Below are 18117 nucleotides of genomic sequence, written 5' to 3'. Positions count from 1 at the left end.
AGTGAGTGTGTTTAACATGATTAATCGAAATATGTTAATATGGGCAGTTTGCCTGTGCTTGTTCAGCAATGCTTGCATTGTTCAGGGAGCTAGTCAAGTAGACTTTAGCCTCAAAGAAGACGAAGCAGCAATTTCCTTTTTTCCTTTATTCGATGGAGAAGCCACACTTGTACAAGACGGGACGAATCGCGTTATTCTAATTAATACAGGCAGTAAACGATCGCGAAAAGAGCTAGCTTATTGGCTGGATTTTTACCATATTAAGCAAATTAACCAAGTGATTATTACAAAGCAAAGCGAGAAATACAACGGAAATGTTGATTGGGTTACAAAGCAATATCAGGTAGAAGAATTAATTGTGCCCAAAGGCTCAAAAGAATTACAAACTCAGCATACCACTATGTGGAAAACTAAGGATATGTATCAGCTATCAAAACATATTCATGTATCCGTTCTTTATCATGAAGAAGAGAATATCCCTTCCATGGATTTTATAGTAGCATTTGGAGAACATCAAATGCTTTATATGAGTAGCCCTGCATCTACTATTGAGCAGCATTTGCTTATGAAGCCAGTAAGAAAAATAGACTTAATTAAACTCGCAAATTTTGGTGAAGGTGAGCCGTTATCAGAGCCGTTTTTAAAACAGCTAAACCCACAAATTGGTGTCTTATTTTCAAAAGAGAATCGCACCATTCATCCTGACCTTGCATCACGGTTAACGGATGGCTGGATCGAGTTATACGATACAAATAAAAGGGAATCGCTTTCTATTAAAATGTCACCTACGATTTATGATGTTATGAAATTTAAGAAGACGACCTAAATTTCTTTTGCAAAAGAAAGAGAGATAATTATAATAAAAATAGAGAGGTTTTAGCTATAGCAGAGCGAGTTTTCCTAGCTTGATTTTATGTTTAGATAGGGAATACAATAGCCCAAAAGCTAAGCCGTGTGTTATGATAAACAGATAATCATTTATTTAGAGGTGTTTGGTAAGAGGAGGAACAACATGGAAAGCAAAATTGAAGTTTTATCAACCGTTCGCATTGAGCATTCTTCTGATTTATATAAAATAGTGGACAGCTTAAATCGAACGTTAAAAAAGAAAGATTTAATGTTTGGACTAGCATTAGACCAAGAAGATCAAAGTAAAGCAATTTTTACGATTTATCGTACATAAGTAGGGATAAGATGAAAAAGTGGTTTATTGGAATTGTTGTTATGGTATGTTTAGTAGCAGGGTGGCAAACCCATTCAATTTATAAAGCGGCTGTAAACGATGTACAAGTTGACGAGAAAAAGGCATCAGCCAAGGCAAAAGAAGATTTTAATCTAAAATCTGTGACGAGTACACAAGCATATTTTGGAGACCATACATTTTATGTAGTAGAAGGTATTAACGATAAAAATGAAGATGTTATCGCTTGGGTACCAAAAAGTCAAAAACAAAAAGCGGTGTTGAAAAAAGTAGCCGATGGAATTTCAAAAGAACAAGCTATAGAAATTGTTCAACGAGATCGAAATCCGAAAGAAATTAAATCAGTCCGACTAGGAATTGAAAATGAAAAGCCGCTATGGGAAGTTACCTATATTGATCAAGAGGAAAAACATTTAACTTATTATTATATTGATTTTACAAGCGGGGAGTTTATGAAGCGATATAGCTTAACAAAACCTGAATGAGTTTATTTATAACGTATGTTTATGCATACGTGTTATAAAACGCTTTGCATCTTAGAGTAAAGCAAAATTGTTGCTATGATCAGCTTTACATAGCTGGTTATAGCCGTAGTTCATAGGGGGAGATTTTAGTGAAATTAGCAAAACGTGTATCAGCTTTAACACCATCATCGACATTGGCTATTACAGCCAAAGCAAAAGAGCTTAAAGCCGCAGGACATGATGTCATTGGCTTAGGTGCAGGTGAACCGGATTTTAATACGCCGCAGCATATACTAGAAGCATCTGTAAAAGCAATGAATGAGGGCCAAACAAAGTATACACCTGCAGGCGGACTTATGCCTTTAAAAGACGCAATTATTGAAAAGTTTAAGCGTGACCAGAACTTAACATACAAGTCATCTGAAGTTATCGTATGTTCAGGCGCAAAGCATGCTTTGTATACATTGTTTCAAGTGATTTTAGATGAGGGAGATGAAGTTATCATTCCAACTCCTTACTGGGTAAGTTATCCTGAGCAAGTCAAGCTAGCAGAAGGTACACCGGTTTATGTCGAAGGTTCTGAAAATAATGAATTTAAAATTACGCCCGCACAGCTAGAGTCAGTTATTACTAGTAAAACAAAAGCCGTAATTTTAAACTCACCAAGTAATCCAACAGGTATGATTTATACTCGTGAAGAGTTAGAAGCACTCGGTGAAGTTTGCTTAAAGCATGATGTATTAATTGTATCAGATGAAATCTATGAAAAATTAGTATATGGTGGTGCAGAGCACGTTTCGATTGCAGAATTATCACCAGCGCTCAAAGAGCAAACCATTATTATCAATGGGGTATCTAAATCGCACTCAATGACAGGATGGCGTATTGGGTATGCAGCTGGTAACGAGACAATCATAAAGGCAATGACGAACCTAGCGAGTCACAGCACATCTAACCCAACTTCAATTGCTCAATATGCAACAATTGCAGCTTATAACGGAACGCAAGAGCCCGTGGAAATGATGCGCAAAGCCTTTGAAGAGCGTTTAAACGTAATTCATAAACAACTTAATGACATTCCTGGTTTCTCTTGTTTAAAGCCTCAAGGTGCATTCTATTTGTTCCCTAACGCTATTGAAGCTGCTAGACTAACAGGGTTTGAAACGGTAGATGCTTGGGTAGAAGCGATTTTAGAAGAAGAAAAAGTAGCACTTGTTCCAGGTTCAGGATTCGGTTCTCCTGAAAATGTTCGTTTATCCTACGCTACTTCGCTTGAACTATTGGAAAAAGCAGTGGCGCGAATTGCGTCATTTATGGCAAGACACATGAAATAAAGTAATGGAGAGCGGCTTCTGTAGAAGCCGCTCTTTTATTGACAATGTCATAAGTTTCCCGTGATTGTTACTTGTTATTGTGAGTGTCGAAATGTATAATAGGGTGGCATACATAATTAAAGGATGTAAGTTTTTTGGAGGGATTTTAATCGTGAAAATTACGATTTCTGAAGCAAGTAAGCACGTTGGAAAAGAAGTAACAATTGGTGCTTGGTTAGCAAATAAACGTTCAAGTGGTAAAATCGCATTCCTACAGCTTCGAGACGGCTCTGGATTTATTCAAGGGGTTGTTGTAAAGGCAGAAGTAGGGGAAGATGTTTTCAAAAAGGCAAAAGCATTAACGCAAGAATCTTCTTTATACGTAACAGGAACTGTTCAAGAAGATGAGCGTTCACCTTTTGGATATGAATTAACAGTAACGGATGTAGAAGTTATCCATGAAGCAGTTGACTATCCAATTACGCCAAAAGAACACGGGACAGAGTTTTTAATGGACAACCGTCACTTATGGTTACGCTCAAAGCGTCAACACGCTGTAATGAAAGTTCGTAACGAAATTATTCGTGCTACGTACGAATTCTTTAATGATAATGGGTTTACAAAAGTAGATCCTCCAATCTTAACGGGAAGCGCGCCAGAAGGTACAACAGAACTTTTCCATACGAAGTACTTCGATGAAGATGCATTCCTTTCACAAAGTGGCCAACTTTATATGGAAGCAGCTGCAATGGCACTTGGAAAAGTATTTTCATTTGGTCCAACATTCCGTGCAGAAAAGTCAAAAACGCGTCGTCATTTAATTGAATTCTGGATGATTGAGCCTGAAATGGCATTCTACCAGTTTGAAGATAGCTTAAAGGTACAAGAAGAATACGTATCACACGTGGTTCAATCAGTACTAGAAAATTGTAAGCTAGAATTAAATGTTCTAGGTCGAGATACGTCTAAATTAGAACAAATTAAAGCTCCGTTCCCACGTATTACGTATGATGATGCGTTGAAATTTTTACATGAAAAAGGATTCGATGATATTCAGTGGGGAGATGACTTTGGTTCACCACACGAAACGGCTATCGCAGAAAGCTATGATAAGCCAGTGTTTATCACGCATTATCCAACATCATTAAAACCATTCTACATGCAGCCAGACCCAACAAATGCAGATGTAGTATTATGTGCAGATTTAATTGCTCCTGAAGGTTATGGAGAAATTATTGGTGGATCAGAGCGTATCCACGATCAAGAATTACTAGCTCAGCGCGTAGCAGAACATGAGCTAGATACAGAAACGTATAAATGGTATTTAGAGCTTCGTAAGTACGGATCAGTTCCACACTCTGGGTTCGGGTTAGGACTTGAGCGTACGGTAGCATGGATTAGTGGCGTTGAGCACGTTCGTGAAACCATTCCATTCCCACGTCTCTTAAACCGTCTGTATCCTTAATAGAAGCGAAGTGACTTTGTATACAAAATTGTTACACTAGAAAAAGGTGGCATGACGCCATCTTTTTCTAATCAATGTTGTTACGCATTAAATAAACGTCCACCCTTTCTAAAAAACGGTGGATTTTTATTTGTTTTATGGTGAAAGTTTTCCTAAACAGTTTTTCGTTTTCACCTATCCTTCGTGATATACTAACTTTAGAGGTGTTCCAAAATGAAAAAAGATGATATGATTGCATGGTTTGAGCAAGGCTCTATTTCTATTCCAAAGCTATTGTTTAATCACTATAGCGATTTAGGCTTAGATGAAACAGAATTTATGATGCTAATGCATCTTAATGTATTTATTGATAGTGGTGAATACTTTCCCACTCCACATGATCTCTCTGCAAAAATGAGTGTCTCCACGACAAAGTGTATGGAAGTGCTTCGAAATCTTATTCAAAAAGGTGTTCTGACGATTGAACAGCTCGATGATTCCTCTTCGGTTATTTCCGAGCAATATTCTCTTAAACCACTTTGGGGAAAGCTGATTAATTTATTGATGAAGGAAAATCAAAATGAAGTGCAGCAAGTGCAAGAGCAGGAAGAGATAAATTTATATTCGATTTTTGAAAAAGAGTTTGGTCGTCCGCTTTCGCCGTTTGAATGCGAAACGTTAGCTATGTGGGTAGACCAAGATCATCATGATCCAATCATTATTAAAACAGCTCTTCGTGAATCAGTTATGTCCGGAAAATTAAATTTCCGATACATTGACCGCATCTTGTTTGAGTGGAAGAAGAATGGTATTAAAACCATCGACCAGGCACGAGCGCATAGTCAAAAATTTAGGCAACATCAACAACCTAAAAGTCAGAAGCCTTCCCAATCTCAAAATTCCTCAGCTGTTCCATTTTTCAACTGGCTTGAACAGTAATAAACTCCATTACTAAGAGTGGTTAACGGAAGAGGAAAGCTGATTTAATTTCAGGCGTGTCCTGATGTTAAATCAGCTTTTTTAGCATGATAATACATACTAAGACAAAAAGGGGTGAAAAGCTAAAACAAATTAAGGTTGTTTTAGCAAGCTATGTTAAATCTAACACAAATTCGTCACTGTTTAGACGTAATGGCAGAAATGTTTCCTGATGCACACTGTGAATTAAATCATAAAAATCCATTTGAGCTAGTGATTGCAGTTGCTCTATCCGCTCAGTGTACGGATGCGCTTGTAAATAGAGTGACAAAAGAACTTTTTCAAAAATATCAAACACCAGAAGATTATCTAGCTGTTTCATTAGAAGAGCTTCAGCAAGACATTCGTTCAATAGGACTTTATCGGAACAAAGCAAAAAATATTCGAAAGCTGTGTGAGCTTTTAATTCATGAGTACAACGGTGAAGTACCACAAGACAGAGATGAGCTTACTAAGCTTCCTGGAGTGGGCCGAAAGACAGCTAATGTCGTCGTTTCCGTTGCTTTTGGTATTCCTGCTATTGCCGTTGATACGCACGTGGAGCGAGTTAGTAAAAGACTTGGTATTTGTCGCTGGAAGGATTCAGTATTAGAAGTAGAAAAAACGTTGATGCGAAAGGTGCCAAAAGAAGAGTGGGGAGTTACTCATCACCGCTTAATTTTCTTTGGACGCTATCACTGTAAAGCGCAGGCTCCTCAATGTCCCACTTGTCCATTGCTGGAGCTGTGTCGAGAAGGAAAAAAACGAATGAAGGCGAGAGGTGAGCATGCTAGCAAAGGTTAAAGTGCCGCCTGAATTTAAGCGTGATCCATTTTTTTTCGCACAAGATGTTATTGTGTTTCAGTCGCCGTTGCTGAGGGGGGAGACACATCAGCAACCAGCCTTTATCTATGACATAGTAGCGAAAGAAGAAGAGCTTCCAGAAGCTCCATGGAATTCATTAGAAGATTGTATCCCATCGTTATTTATAGAATGGAAGAACCAAGAGAAAATACTACACGAACAATTTTCTATACGTAAAGTGACAAATGCAAAAGAGGTAATTACGGAATGGAGTGGGAGATTTTTAAGTGCGCTGTTTTGGATTAATGGGAGGTCTATTCAAGGTCTTACAGCACTGGAAGCTGATATTCAAAAGCTTACATACAAGCCAGTGAACACGTCTGAGCGTCTACTATTTCTGTTGAAAAAGCCTGGAATGTATCACTCATTCGTTCAGCTTAGTGAACTATATAAGGAATTACAAAAGCAGTATGCCATTAAGCGTATACGCTTAAAAAAATAAACCGCTCACGATGAGCGGTTTATTTTTATTCATTTTCAGTTTGTTGATCTGGAGTAGCAGGAGGCTGTTGGTTGTTTCCTTGGCCGTTACCGTTGCCGTTATTTCCATTATTGTCATTATTGCCGTTCCCATTACCATTCCCGTTGTTTCCATTATTACCGTTTCCAGGTTGGCTAGGTGGTTGACTTGGATTTTCAGTTTCTGGCTGCTCACCTTGATCAGGGTTTTGTGAATTGTCATTGTCTGGCTGATCGGTGTCTTCACCATCATTTTCATCTTCAGGACGCGTTCCCTCATCAGGGTTTTGCCCTTCATCACCAGGCTGAGATTCGTCATTCTCTTCAGGCTCTTCTTCAGCAGATTGTGGTACCTTTACGGAAGCACTTGCACTGCCTGCATTATTTGTACTTAAACTGAAGCTATAGGTCGCACCTGGAGTAGGTGATGGGATAGATGTACTGCCAGCACTTCCTTTATCAGCTAATGTTTGGCTTGCACCATCAGAAGAAGTCATATTGACGGTAAACTCTGTTTCATCATCTCCACCTGACCAGTTAACGTTAATTGCATTAGAACCTTCGCTGAAGGAAGCCGAAAGTTTTGCTTTTTCTTCCTTCGCTTCTTTTTCTTTCTTTTCTTTCTCTTTTTCTACAAAGATTTGAGAAACTTTCGTTGGCTCTGTGCCTCGTACAAAGTATTCATACGTAATTGAATCTTTTGGAGTTGCACCACTTGGTTTCTTCACATCTTTACTTGAGACTTTTTCGACAGCACGTTTTACAACACTATCAGGCTGTTTAAAGCTACCTTTTTCTTCACCTTGAGATACGTGTGTAATAACCTGCTTGAAAATATTCTTTGCCATAGCTTTTTCATTTTCACTATAAATATAGCCGTCGGAATTCTTTTCGTATCCTGTCCAAACTGAAACCGTGTACTTTGGAGTAAAGCCTGAGAACCAAACGTCTTTTACGCCGCCTTCAGGAATATTAAAGCTTGCTTTTTCCTTTGCATCAAAGTTAGATGTTCCAGTTTTACCTGCGATTTCTAAGCCAGGTACACGAGCTGCGCGTGCCGTTCCGTACGGTGCTTCGACAACAGATTTCATCATGTCTGTTACCATAAACGCCGTGTAGTCTTGCATTGCACGTTTAGGCTTTGGTGATAGATCTAATTCTGTACCATCAGAGAACTTCACTTTTGTTACCGTATAAGGTTTTGTGAACATTCCTTCGTTAGCAAATGCACTGTAAGCACCTGCTAGTTCCATTGGCGTAACACCTTCAGTAAATCCACCGATAGAAAACGCTTCGGCAAACTTCTCACCGCTAGATTCGCCAAGCTCAAGTCCTAGGCCTTCTCCAAATTCTTGTGCTTTATCAGCTCCCACGGCTTGGAAGGCTTTTAAAGCAGGGATATTTAAAGAACGTCCTAGCGCTTCACGAGCAGATACCCAACCTTTATAGTTGCGGCTGAAGTTTCGAATTTGTGTACCGTTTGAGTATTGATGCGGTTCATCTTTAATTGGCTCTGCAGTAGACCATTTTAAATACTCAACGGCGGGTCCGTAGTCAAGAACCGGTTTAATTGTTGAACCTGGTTGACGCTCGATGTCAGTAGCAAAGTTTAAACCTCCAGCTACACGATTACGACCTCCACCGATTGCTTCAACTGCACCTGTCTCATTGTCTAACACGACAAGACCGGCTTGGAACTTATCGTTAGGGAAGGTGACAATTTGGTTATTCATTAATTGATCAACATAATCTTGTGCATCCACGTCAAGCGTTGTGTAGATTTCTAATCCGGAAGAAGAGACGTTAGCATCTGTTTTTTCTTGTACTTCTTCAATGACCTGGTCGATAAACACATCATATTTTGACGTTTTTTCATTTTGTTCAACTAAATTTGCCTGCACATCAACTTGCTTTGCTTGATCTGCTTCAGCTTGCGTAATAAATCCGTTTTTAGCCATTAAATTTAATACTGTGTTACGGCGTTTTGTAGCATTCTCTGGGTTTTTATACGGATTATACGTTGACGGTGCTTTTGGCAATCCAGCGAGCATAGCGGCTTGATCAACTGTTAAATCGTTTAAATCAGTCACGCCGTAGAACGTTTCTGCTGCTTTTGCGATACCGTATACTTCTCCAGTCGAGAAGTAAATTTTGTTTAAATACATTTCAAGAATTTGCTGTTTTGAATATTTGCGCTCTAGCTGATAAGAAAGCCACATTTCTTGCACTTTACGCTTTACAGTTTTTTCAGGTGATAAGAATGAATTTTTAACAACCTGCTGCGTAATGGTACTTGCGCCTTCTGAACCAAAGCCTTCTTTAAAGTTGGCTACTACAGCGCCACCAATTCGATAAAAGTCAATTCCATGGTGTTTATAAAAGCGAACATCTTCGGTTGCAATGAACGCATTTTTAACAGTCTGAGGAATTTCATCATATTGTACGTATGTACGCTTTTCGCCTCCGACTTCTTTAATGACTGTTTTTCCATCGTTTGCGTAAATCTTAGATGAAAACGAGTCTTTTAAAACAGAGTCGTCAACTTTAGGTGCATCGCTTATTAAAGCGAAAAATGTTCCAACACCAGCTATCAGTCCAATAATACCTAAAATGAAGACTGCAGCAACAATCTTGCGGAAAATGCCGCCTTTTTTCTTTTCCTTTTTCTTGTTTCCTTGTGGTTTGTTCGTTTGTTTGTTGTCATTCATTGCTCGTCTTCGTTCTTCACGCGAGCGATAATTATCTGACATAAAAGCTCCTACCTTTCAAACAATTGTAAGAGAATGATTTCCGTAAACATATATATCATACTCTTAAAAATACAATTTATCTATAGTTTTTATGTAATCGATTCTGGGATGGTAACCAAGTTCGATTAAATGTCCTTTTTTTTCAATATCGGCTTTTGGAATGGATTTTCGTCCATCTTTTTTCATATCTTGCCAATAGGGAAAAAGGGACGGTGCTTCAAAAAGGTATATTTCTTCCAAAGAAGTAAACATTAATATAACGAATGAGATTCCATCTTGTTTCACGATTTGATGCATATGCTGAATTTGGTGTTCGTGAAAATTTCGTAAGGGAAAAGACGTTTTATTTTTTGTTTCCTTTGCTTCGAAATCAATATATTTACCTTTGTATACCCCGTTATAATCTGTTGTAGAAGCTTGTTTAAAATAAGCCTCTTTAATAACTGCAGCACTTCGCTTAGGATAGTCAACGTTCACAATCTGAATTGGCGTGGGTTTCTTGTGAATCACTGCTATTCCTTGTGCCAAATAATAATCATTTGTTTCATTTAAATCCTCTTCCAAAGTCATACCTCGATTACTGTATACGGGCTCACCTTTGCCCCGGGAAGGACTGTTGGGATGTTTAGCAGGGGTATATGCTTTTCCGTTAGGGTAACGAATCACACACCATCACTCCTTTGCTTAATTTCACACACGCACACTCTATTATACCAAATTTCACTTGAGATAGAATGAAAACATACTTAGTGTTCATACCAAATGTAAAGGAAGAAAGCAGCATGTTGACAAGCTTTGAACAGCAAGTAGTTGATATAATTAAGCGTAAAACAAAACAGCTGAACATTGATAATATATCAAGAACAGAAGCTTACGCAACTTTTTACAATAATCACCCTGAAATAAAGTGGTCGTTTCTAGCTAGCATGGTCTCACGAAACGCAGGCTGGAATATGTGTGATTTGCAGGGAAAGTGGTTTCCGGAGCTTCTATCTACGGAAACGCGAGATTTATTATTCTTAACGTACGAGCGAGCAAATTGGCTGATCTTTCAAGACGCTTTTCCGCAGCTTTTGTTATACGAAGTGTCAAAACAACACGAGAAGTCTTATTTTCATCTTCTCCAATATTTTTATGTATCTCCATTTATGTACGAAAAATGGACTGCCTTTTGGGGAGAGAAAAGAGAAATTGAGCTCATGCATGCTCTCATTATTAATGAACAGCATATTATTGAGCCGGCAGTAGTAGAACATCCTTTCTATCAAAAGAAAGTGTTTCACCGCTTACTATTTCATTTTCAGGATTCTCTACATTTCAGCTCTGTTTTATTTCCTACAATAGAAGGTGAAATCTATGGGTGTTCTGTACATAGTTTCACCAAAGTAGATGAGCGAATTAAGCTTGGTAAAAAGCTTGGTGAACTGCTGTTTTCACAAGCTTTGTATCCAAAATTTCTTCAGTTTTCAATGTCCACTGTTCATACGGGATCACGTGTTGACTATGAACAGTACATATTTCATTCAAAAAAAAGAGATACACCTTATTTACGAACAACGTTTCCAATTGTTTCACATCATGAGAAAAAAAGAGCACAGTGGGAAATTTCAAAGCGTAAAGAGAAGAAACTGATGAAGGAGCTTAATTTATCTTTACCTACACCAATTACGGAGTGGTACCAAAATAAACAGAAGCAGCTGCATGTCTTGGTAGGAATAAAGAAGTTTTTTAGGTAGAAAAAGCTGTTTTGTATAAACAGCTTTTTCTATCTAGGTGGACATATTACGTAGACGGACGGTTTGGTCCGTTTAATTTTTTAGGGTCACCAAATGTTTTTGTTTCAGGTTTGTTTTTTGGTTGTTTTTGTTCATGCTTATTTGCCACTTCTTACACCTCCAACTGAATGTTGTAACAAAGTTGACTGCACATACAATACGTATTTCTTGCACAATCTAGTCATAGTGTTTTCACTCCTCTGTGTTTCAATTCGTGCAAATTAAAACATTTTCTGCGTAAAACATCTTTCTTTGCCGAATGGAAACTAGTTTTGTCATGTATGAAGGTAGATTAAAAATAAAAAGAGAATAGGTAGTTAAACAAAAAGTTGGAGGGATGGCTATGAAGCTGAAAATGGTAAATACGAACGAAGTGTTAAGTTTATTCGATAATGTATTAGAGCAAATAGATGTTGTAGAAGATACATTATCTTCACAAGTTAATGAAGCGTTTACTGCTTGTGAAGAAGCGTATAGCAATCACGTTCAGCGTATTGACCAGTCGTTACGAGAAATTGAAGCTGCAGCCTATGAAATCCCACCTCAATCAGAATGGCGGAGAAGAGAAGTACTACTACGTACAGTGTAACGATAATTTATGGTACAATGTCATCGTTGAGGTGACAAATATGAATTCAATGATTGAAGCAACAAAAGTACTACATCACTATAATGAGTTAGCTCTTACTCGTTTATCTAATATTAAAAGTAAGTCAGAGTATGAGGTGAATTTCTTTGGAGAAGTCAAACCATATGTTGATCAGTTTTTTAATGAGTTAGACATGTGGACGGATCTTGTTACCAAGTGGCTTAAAGAAACAAAGCCTAAATATATTCACATTAATCAAGTGGATACTCTTCGTGAAAACTTGCAAAACGTAGTGCTCCAGTCTTTTTATCAAGAGACGCGAGACAAGCGCTTTAAGCAAATGTATCAGTCAAATAAGTACGTATTAGAGTCCATTCTAATGAATGATTAAACAGTAAAAGCCTAAAAGTGTATTTACACTTTTAGGCTTTTACTGTTTTGTAATTAAATTAATCGTTGTCTTTTTGCACGTGGATGCTAACGGCAGGATCGTCTTCCGTACCGACTGTATTAATTACATAATCCACTTTTTGAGTATGTTTTGGTGCAACGTGCTGTCCTGATTGCGAAACGGTTGGTTCATGGCCTTGCTTTTTATGATTAAAGTGTTTTCCTCGACTCATGTAAATTCCTCCTTGAAATGAAATGGACGATCTTTTTTAATATGCGTCACAGTAGCGAGGAGTATAAGTAGCTAAATATAGAAAAGCCCTCAGTCAATCGGCTGAGGGCAATGTAGTACAGTTAATTCTCGTGTGCAAATTCGGGTTTTGAAGCTCCGATTTGTTCCAGCTCACGAACGGCGATTTTATAATCGGATAGTGTTAAACAACCTTTTAAATACTGCTGCTGCGCGAAGTCTAGCAGCTCATTACTTGAAGTTGGCTCATATTGTTTTTTAGCCATAAAAGCTTGTTGAAGCTCGTTCACATACATGTAAATTCACTCCTTATCCCCATTTTGTGTGCTCGTCTTGTTAGCATCACTTATAGTTATCGTAACATAGATTGAAATTATCTCGTTTTTTTGAAAAATTTAAACTTTCGACAGAAACTAACATTTTTCACAACTTTCTTCTAAATATAAAGTGAAAAATAAAAGGCGTAGTGCGTCACCACAGATTGAGTACCCACATACCATATAATAAAATTTTTAAAAGGGGGCAGCGAGCCAGTATGTATAATCAACAGAATCCTTATCCATATTACATGCAGAATCAATGGGAAGAAGAACGGTTTGATTTAAGTCAGGTGTACCCATTTCCAGAATACCATCAGCAACCATGGCATCATACACAGTTGCCGCAACAGCCTTATGCTCAAGTTCCACCTCAAATGCAATATGTAAACAATCAACAGCAATATCCTTTTTATCAAAATGGAATGCCTTTTCCAAATCCTTATCCAAAAGGTAATCAGCAAATGAAGCAGCAGCCTAACCAATTTCAGTCGTTAATGTCTCAATTTAAATCTTCAGACGGGAATTACGACGTCAATAAAATGATGAATACCGCGGGGCAAATGATGGGAGCAATGAATCAATTAACAACTTTAGTAAAAGGGTTTACTGGTATCTTTAAAATATAAAAAGTTGTACAGCATGTAAAAGGAATAAAAGAGCTCTACAAGAAGCGATAATGCCTTGTAGAGCATGTAATAGTTTATCTAAAGAAGCGGTTAAATGGGTGATTACAGAAGCAAGGAGAATGGTGACATTTTTTAACTGGTTTTTTGCCTGTGATTGGATGTTTCGTTAAGTTAGGTAAGTGTAAATGACCAGTTTTTTTCTTATGACCTGATTTTTTTGAAGAATGGTTATCTTTTTTATGAGAACGTTTAAATGTTTGAGTAGAACGGTGCTTTTTATGAGAGTACTTTGTGGAGTGAGAATGTTTTTTATAAGAACGGTGCTTTTTATGAGAGTGCTTTGTGGAGTGAGAATGTTTTTTACAAGAACGGTGCTTTTTATGAGAGTGCTTTGTGGAGTGAGAATGTTTTTTACAAGAACGGTGCTTTTTATGAGAGTGCTTTGTGGAGTGAGAATGTTTTTTACAAGAACGGTACTTTTTATGAGAGTGCTTTGTGGAGTGAGAGTGTTTTTTACAAGAACGGTGCTTTTTATGAGAGTGCTTTGTGGAGTGAGAATGTTTTTTGCAAGAACGCTTAGATGTGTGGGAGTGCTTTTCTTTACAGAAGCACGTTACTTTTCTGTAAGCACGTGATCTTTTTGTACAGTACTTGTTTTCCGTTCTTTTATTTGTTTTCTTTTCTGTTTTTTTCTCCGTCTTTTTATGAGAATGAGCTGTTTTTTTAGATGAACGTTTAGAGCAGTGACCTTTTGGTTCTTGATACATAAATTTGCCTAGATCTGATTTTTGTAAAGATTCAGCAGCTTTACGAATACGCTTAGATTGAATATACAATCTAAAAACCTCCTTATAGAAACTATTTTTTGCTTTCACCATAAGATACGCTTAAAGCACAGTACTTGCTATGAGGTAAACGTGGAATTTTAAGAAATAAGCAAGGAGTTTCTAGCATCTCATTAGGAGAGGAGCTCATATAATTTAAAATGTATCTAAAAGGAGGGAACGAGATGGGAATTGTCACCTATTCTGTTTTTGCTAATGTTCGGGATTTTAAAGAGTTAAAAGCTGATATTTGGTCTGAAGATGCGATACCTGCAGTGATGAAAGTCCATAAAAAAAGGTATGAAATCGGTTTAACCTTAAGGGGATCACACATTCGAGAAATGAGAAAGAAATCGTACTATGTGGAGTTTTATTCACCAAAGAAATTTGGGCAAACCAACGAAATTCATCTCAATGCAGAATACAAAGATCCCTCGTTAGTTCGAAATAAGCTATCGCTGGATTTCTTTTCAGATCTTGGCGTACTATCACCTAAATCACAGTTTGTTCATCTTACCATTAACGGGAAAAATGAAGGCGTGTATTTACAGTTAGAATCGGTAAATGAGTATTTCTTAACAAAGCGTAATTTGCCAAAAGGCTCTATTTTTTATGCTGTAGACGGAGATGCAAACTTCTCGTTAATGAGTGATTTGGATGAGAAGCCAAAAGAATCACTTCAATCAGGGTACGAAACAAAAGTAGCATATGGAGCAGATGAAGAAGCATTAGAATATTTTATTTACAATTTAAACACATGGACAAATCAAGAATTTGAAGATAACATTGAAAAGCACTTAGAAGTAGATCGCTATTTGGCTTGGTTAGTGGGAGTAATTTGCCTTCAAAATTTTGATGGTTTTGTTCATAACTATGCTTTGTACCGAAACAGTGATACAAAGTGCTTTGAACTTCTTCCTTGGGATTATGATGCTACATGGGGACGCGATGTTAATGGAGATGAAATGGAAAGTAACTATGTAAGAATGGAAGGGTTTAATACGTTAACAGCACGTTTATTGGCTATATCAAAATTTAAGAATCAGTATATTAAAAAAATGAATTCTGTGTTAGATCATCAGTTCACCGTTAATTATATGAAACCAAGAGTTGAAGACCTTCATCAATTAATTTTACCTTATGTAGAAAAAGATCCGTATCTACAGCACAAGTTAGCAACCTTTTATCAAGAGCCTGCGTTTATTTGTAATTTTATTAAAGAAAGAGAAGCCTATTTAAGAAAATCCATGAAGTCTTTTTGAATAAATAAGATAATTGAAATTGTTTTGAAAATTCTATTGACATTCTTTGTTATTTTTATTAAAGTATACACAATGAATAATTAACTTAATAAAACTCTTATCCAGAGTGGCGGAGGGACTGGCCCTGCGAAGCCCAGCAACCATCAAATCATACGTTATTCAGTAAGTTTGAACGGTGCTAATTCCTGTGGAATACGATTGTATTTTAACAGATGAGAGAAGTCGTGATTAAGCGAACGCTCTTCCATCTGTGAAGAGTTTTTTTTATTTACTGCAAAGAGGAGAGGACATTATGCATATTGAAACACTACTTGTTCGTTCAGGTGTCAATCGAGACCCTGCTACAGGCTCTATTACTACACCTATTTATCAAGCATCCACGTTTGCACATCCCCGTTTAGGAGAAAGCACAGGATATGACTATGCTCGAACGGCTAATCCAACAAGGACAGCGTTAGAAGAAGCGATTACAGCGTTAGAAGCAGGAGAAGTTGGAGCGGCATTTGCTTCAGGAATGGCAGGAGTTATGGCTGTACTTGCTTTGTTTAAAAACGGTGATCATTTAATCGTCTCTGAAGATTTATATGGTGGTACATACAGAGTTTTAAATGATATTTTTGCTGAGCAAGGTATAGAAGTAACGTATGTGAATACTGCTCACTTAGACCAAGTTAAGGCAGCAGTAAAGCAGAATACGAAAGCATTGTTCATTGAAACACCAACAAACCCAATGATGCACGTAACGGATTTAAAAGGAATAATTCAACTTGCTAAAGAAAGTAATTTGTTAACAATTGTTGATAATACGTTTATGTCACCTTACTATCAAAGACCACTTACTCTCGGAGCTGATATTGTAATTCATAGTGCTAGTAAATACATTGGTGGTCACAATGACGTAGTAGCTGGCTTAGTCGTTACGCGATGTTGCGAGCTAGGTGAAAAAATTCGCTTTTATCAAAATGCAGCTGGTGCAATCTTAGGTCCGCAAGATAGCTGGTTATTGTTACGAGGTATTAAAACACTTGCTTTACGCATGGAGAAACATAACGAAAATGCACTGAAAATTGCGAATTGGCTGACTAAAAATGAGTTAGTTGAGAAAGTTTATTACCCAGGTCTTGAATCACACCCAGGCTATCATGTAATGAAGCAACAAGCAGGAGGCTTTGGGGGGATGATTTCCTTTGCTGTAACGGACCCGAAAATTGTGCCAGTTTTACTTGAGAACATAAAAGTTATTACCTTTGCTGAAAGTCTAGGTGGTGTAGAGAGCTTAATGACGTTTCCGGCACGTCAAACTCATGCAGACATCCCAGAAGAAATACGAAATCGAGTTGGCGTAACGAATTGTTTATTGCGCTTATCTGTTGGAATCGAACACGCAGATGATTTAATTCAGGACTTAAAGGAGGCATTTGATGCATACAAACAATAAACATTCATTCGGCACAAAGTTAATTCACGCAAAAACGGGTATTGATGGACATTTTGGAGCGGTAAATGTTCCGATTTATCAAGTGTCTACTTTTAATCTAGAAGACGAAACCAACGGTGGGCGTTATGATTATTCACGTTCAGGTAATCCAACACGAGAAGCTTTAGAAAATACGATTGCGCAGCTTGAAAACGGAGCTGCAGGATTTGCATTTTCATCAGGCATGGCCGCTGTATCATCTGTTCTTTGTTTATTTGAAGCAGGAGATGAAATTATCGTTTCAAATGATATTTATGGTGGCACGTATCGCGTGTTAACAAGATTGTTTTCCAAGTTTGGCATTAAAACGACTTTTGTTAACATGGCAAATGTAGATGAAGTAGAGAAAGTCATTTCAGGCCAAACAAAAGCAATTTACATTGAAAGTCCATCAAATCCTTTCCTACAAGTAACGGATATTAAAAGTGTTGCAGCGCTAGCTAAACGTTATGGCCTGCTAACAATTGTTGACAATACGTTTATGACACCTTACTTGCAGCAACCAATTAATTTAGGAGCAAATATTGTGATTCATAGTGCAACAAAGTATATTAGTGGTCATAGTGATGTGATTGGTGGATTAGTTGTTGTAAGTGATGAAAGACTTGCTGACGAAGTGAAGTTTGTTCAAAATGCATTTGGAGCTATTTTGGGGCCACAGGATTGCTTTTTATTTCTACGAGGTATTAAAACATTAAAAGTGAGATTAGATCAACAGCAACAAACAGCTTTAGAATTAGCTAAATGGCTTGAAAAAAAAGATGACATTGAAGCGGTTTATTATCCAGGGCTGAAGACACATCCTGATTATGAATTGATTACTGAACAAGCAAACGGATACGGAGCAATTATTTCATTTAAATTGAAAAGTAATGAACTCGCTCAGCATATATTAAAAAACGTGCGTTTATCTTCAATTGGTGTAAGCCTGGGCGCAGTTGAATCGATCTTAACACACCCAGCGACAATGTCTCACGCTAGCATTCCACAGGAAGTGAGAGAGCAAAAAGGCATCACAGAATCACTTTTACGCTTATCAGTTGGACTTGAAGAGTATGAAGATTTAAGGGAAGACTTTAACAATGCGCTAATTTCTTTTCAAGAAAAAGTCGTAACTAAATAATAATAGAAGAAAAGAGGTTGTTTCTATTT

The 18117-nt window shown here is 37.5% G+C and carries 20 protein-coding genes and 1 riboswitch; of the genes, 15 read left to right on the top strand and 5 right to left on the bottom strand.

Translation table 11 applies throughout. The features are described from left to right. Positions 1-16: 16 nt before the first annotated feature. The 8 genes from EPL02_RS03070 (at position 17) to EPL02_RS03035 (ending at position 6685) form a co-directional block, all read left to right on the top strand. Complete coding sequence (locus EPL02_RS03070; RefSeq protein WP_131886953.1) at positions 17-826, top strand: ComEC/Rec2 family competence protein; 810 nt, start codon at positions 17-19, stop codon at positions 824-826. Positions 827-1012: 186 nt separating this feature from the next. Next, the gene (locus EPL02_RS03065) at positions 1013-1183 is read left to right on the top strand and encodes a YpmA family protein (RefSeq protein ID WP_064484047.1); all 171 of its coding nucleotides are present in this window, start codon (positions 1013-1015) and stop codon (positions 1181-1183) included. An 11-nt stretch (positions 1184-1194) separates the two neighbouring features. Further along, positions 1195-1686: a cell wall elongation regulator TseB-like domain-containing protein gene (locus EPL02_RS03060; protein ID WP_094911501.1), complete on the top strand. Its 492-nt coding sequence runs from the start codon at positions 1195-1197 to the stop codon at positions 1684-1686. Between the two features lie 128 nt (positions 1687-1814). Beyond that, entirely contained in the window at positions 1815-2999 is a 1185-nt protein-coding gene (locus EPL02_RS03055; RefSeq protein WP_094911500.1) for a pyridoxal phosphate-dependent aminotransferase, read from the top strand. Between the two features lie 151 nt (positions 3000-3150). Continuing rightward, a complete protein-coding gene (gene asnS / locus EPL02_RS03050; RefSeq protein ID WP_094911499.1) occupies positions 3151-4443 on the top strand; it encodes an asparagine--tRNA ligase in 1293 nt (430 codons plus the stop codon). Positions 4444-4656: 213 nt separating this feature from the next. Next, positions 4657-5361 carry a DnaD domain-containing protein gene (locus tag EPL02_RS03045; protein ID WP_094911498.1) on the top strand — a complete coding sequence of 235 codons (705 nt, stop codon included), beginning with the start codon at positions 4657-4659 and terminating at the stop codon, positions 5359-5361. 153 nt (positions 5362-5514) lie between these two features. Beyond that, positions 5515-6183 (top strand): endonuclease III, encoded by a 669-nt coding sequence (nth, locus tag EPL02_RS03040; RefSeq protein WP_094911497.1) that lies wholly within the window; start codon positions 5515-5517, stop codon positions 6181-6183. Beyond that, positions 6167-6685 (top strand): YpoC family protein, encoded by a 519-nt coding sequence (locus tag EPL02_RS03035; protein WP_094911496.1) that lies wholly within the window; start codon positions 6167-6169, stop codon positions 6683-6685. The genes nth and EPL02_RS03035 overlap by 17 nt, the downstream gene beginning before the upstream one ends. 25 nt (positions 6686-6710) lie before the next feature. On the opposite strand, the gene EPL02_RS03030 is transcribed toward EPL02_RS03035, so the two are convergent. After that, the gene (locus EPL02_RS03030; protein ID WP_094911495.1) at positions 6711-9452 is read right to left on the bottom strand and encodes a transglycosylase domain-containing protein; all 2742 of its coding nucleotides are present in this window, start codon (positions 9450-9452) and stop codon (positions 6711-6713) included. Positions 9453-9515: 63 nt separating this feature from the next. Then, entirely contained in the window at positions 9516-10118 is a 603-nt protein-coding gene (gene recU / locus EPL02_RS03025) for a Holliday junction resolvase RecU (protein ID WP_094911494.1), read from the bottom strand. A 116-nt stretch (positions 10119-10234) separates the two neighbouring features. Between recU and EPL02_RS03020 the strand changes: the two genes are divergently transcribed. From EPL02_RS03020 to EPL02_RS03010, 3 genes are all read left to right on the top strand, one after another. After that, entirely contained in the window at positions 10235-11188 is a 954-nt protein-coding gene (locus EPL02_RS03020) for a DUF2515 family protein (RefSeq protein WP_256993343.1), read from the top strand. A gap of 382 nt (positions 11189-11570) precedes the next feature. Beyond that, entirely contained in the window at positions 11571-11816 is a 246-nt protein-coding gene (locus tag EPL02_RS03015) for a hypothetical protein (protein WP_094911492.1), read from the top strand. 40 nt (positions 11817-11856) lie between these two features. Further along, positions 11857-12207, top strand: coding sequence for a YppE family protein (locus EPL02_RS03010; RefSeq protein ID WP_094911491.1), 351 nt, complete (start codon positions 11857-11859; stop codon positions 12205-12207). A 58-nt stretch (positions 12208-12265) separates the two neighbouring features. Here the strand turns inward: EPL02_RS03010 and EPL02_RS20760 are convergent, their stop codons facing one another. After that, a complete protein-coding gene (locus EPL02_RS20760) occupies positions 12266-12439 on the bottom strand; it encodes a hypothetical protein (RefSeq protein WP_165932503.1) in 174 nt (57 codons plus the stop codon). Positions 12440-12560: 121 nt separating this feature from the next. After that, a complete protein-coding gene (locus tag EPL02_RS03005; RefSeq protein WP_025907386.1) occupies positions 12561-12752 on the bottom strand; it encodes a YppF family protein in 192 nt (63 codons plus the stop codon). A 239-nt stretch (positions 12753-12991) separates the two neighbouring features. Between EPL02_RS03005 and EPL02_RS03000 the strand changes: the two genes are divergently transcribed. Next, complete coding sequence (locus tag EPL02_RS03000) at positions 12992-13402, top strand: YppG family protein (RefSeq protein WP_094911490.1); 411 nt, start codon at positions 12992-12994, stop codon at positions 13400-13402. Positions 13403-13476: 74 nt separating this feature from the next. Here the strand turns inward: EPL02_RS03000 and EPL02_RS21310 are convergent, their stop codons facing one another. Next, positions 13477-14280, bottom strand: a complete 804-nt coding sequence (locus EPL02_RS21310) for a CotG/ExsB N-terminal domain-containing protein (RefSeq protein WP_483295829.1) — start codon at positions 14278-14280, stop codon at positions 13477-13479. Positions 14281-14411: 131 nt separating this feature from the next. Between EPL02_RS21310 and EPL02_RS02995 the strand changes: the two genes are divergently transcribed. The 3 genes from EPL02_RS02995 (at position 14412) to EPL02_RS02985 (ending at position 18088) form a co-directional block, all read left to right on the top strand. Beyond that, positions 14412-15488: a CotH kinase family protein gene (locus EPL02_RS02995; RefSeq protein ID WP_094909584.1), complete on the top strand. Its 1077-nt coding sequence runs from the start codon at positions 14412-14414 to the stop codon at positions 15486-15488. A gap of 94 nt (positions 15489-15582) precedes the next feature. After that, positions 15583-15707: riboswitch (SAM riboswitch) on the top strand. Between the two features lie 73 nt (positions 15708-15780). Further along, positions 15781-16926 (top strand): trans-sulfuration enzyme family protein, encoded by a 1146-nt coding sequence (locus tag EPL02_RS02990; protein ID WP_094909585.1) that lies wholly within the window; start codon positions 15781-15783, stop codon positions 16924-16926. Then, complete coding sequence (locus tag EPL02_RS02985) at positions 16910-18088, top strand: trans-sulfuration enzyme family protein (protein WP_131886952.1); 1179 nt, start codon at positions 16910-16912, stop codon at positions 18086-18088. Before EPL02_RS02990 ends, EPL02_RS02985 begins: the two co-directional genes overlap by 17 nt. Positions 18089-18117 lie beyond the last annotated feature (29 nt).

It is taken from the genome of Bacillus sp. CBEL-1 (assembly GCF_004348885.1).
Lineage (GTDB): Bacteria > Bacillota > Bacilli > Bacillales > Bacillaceae_H > Priestia > Priestia aryabhattai_A.
This window is presented reverse-complemented; position numbering and strand designations above follow the sequence as displayed.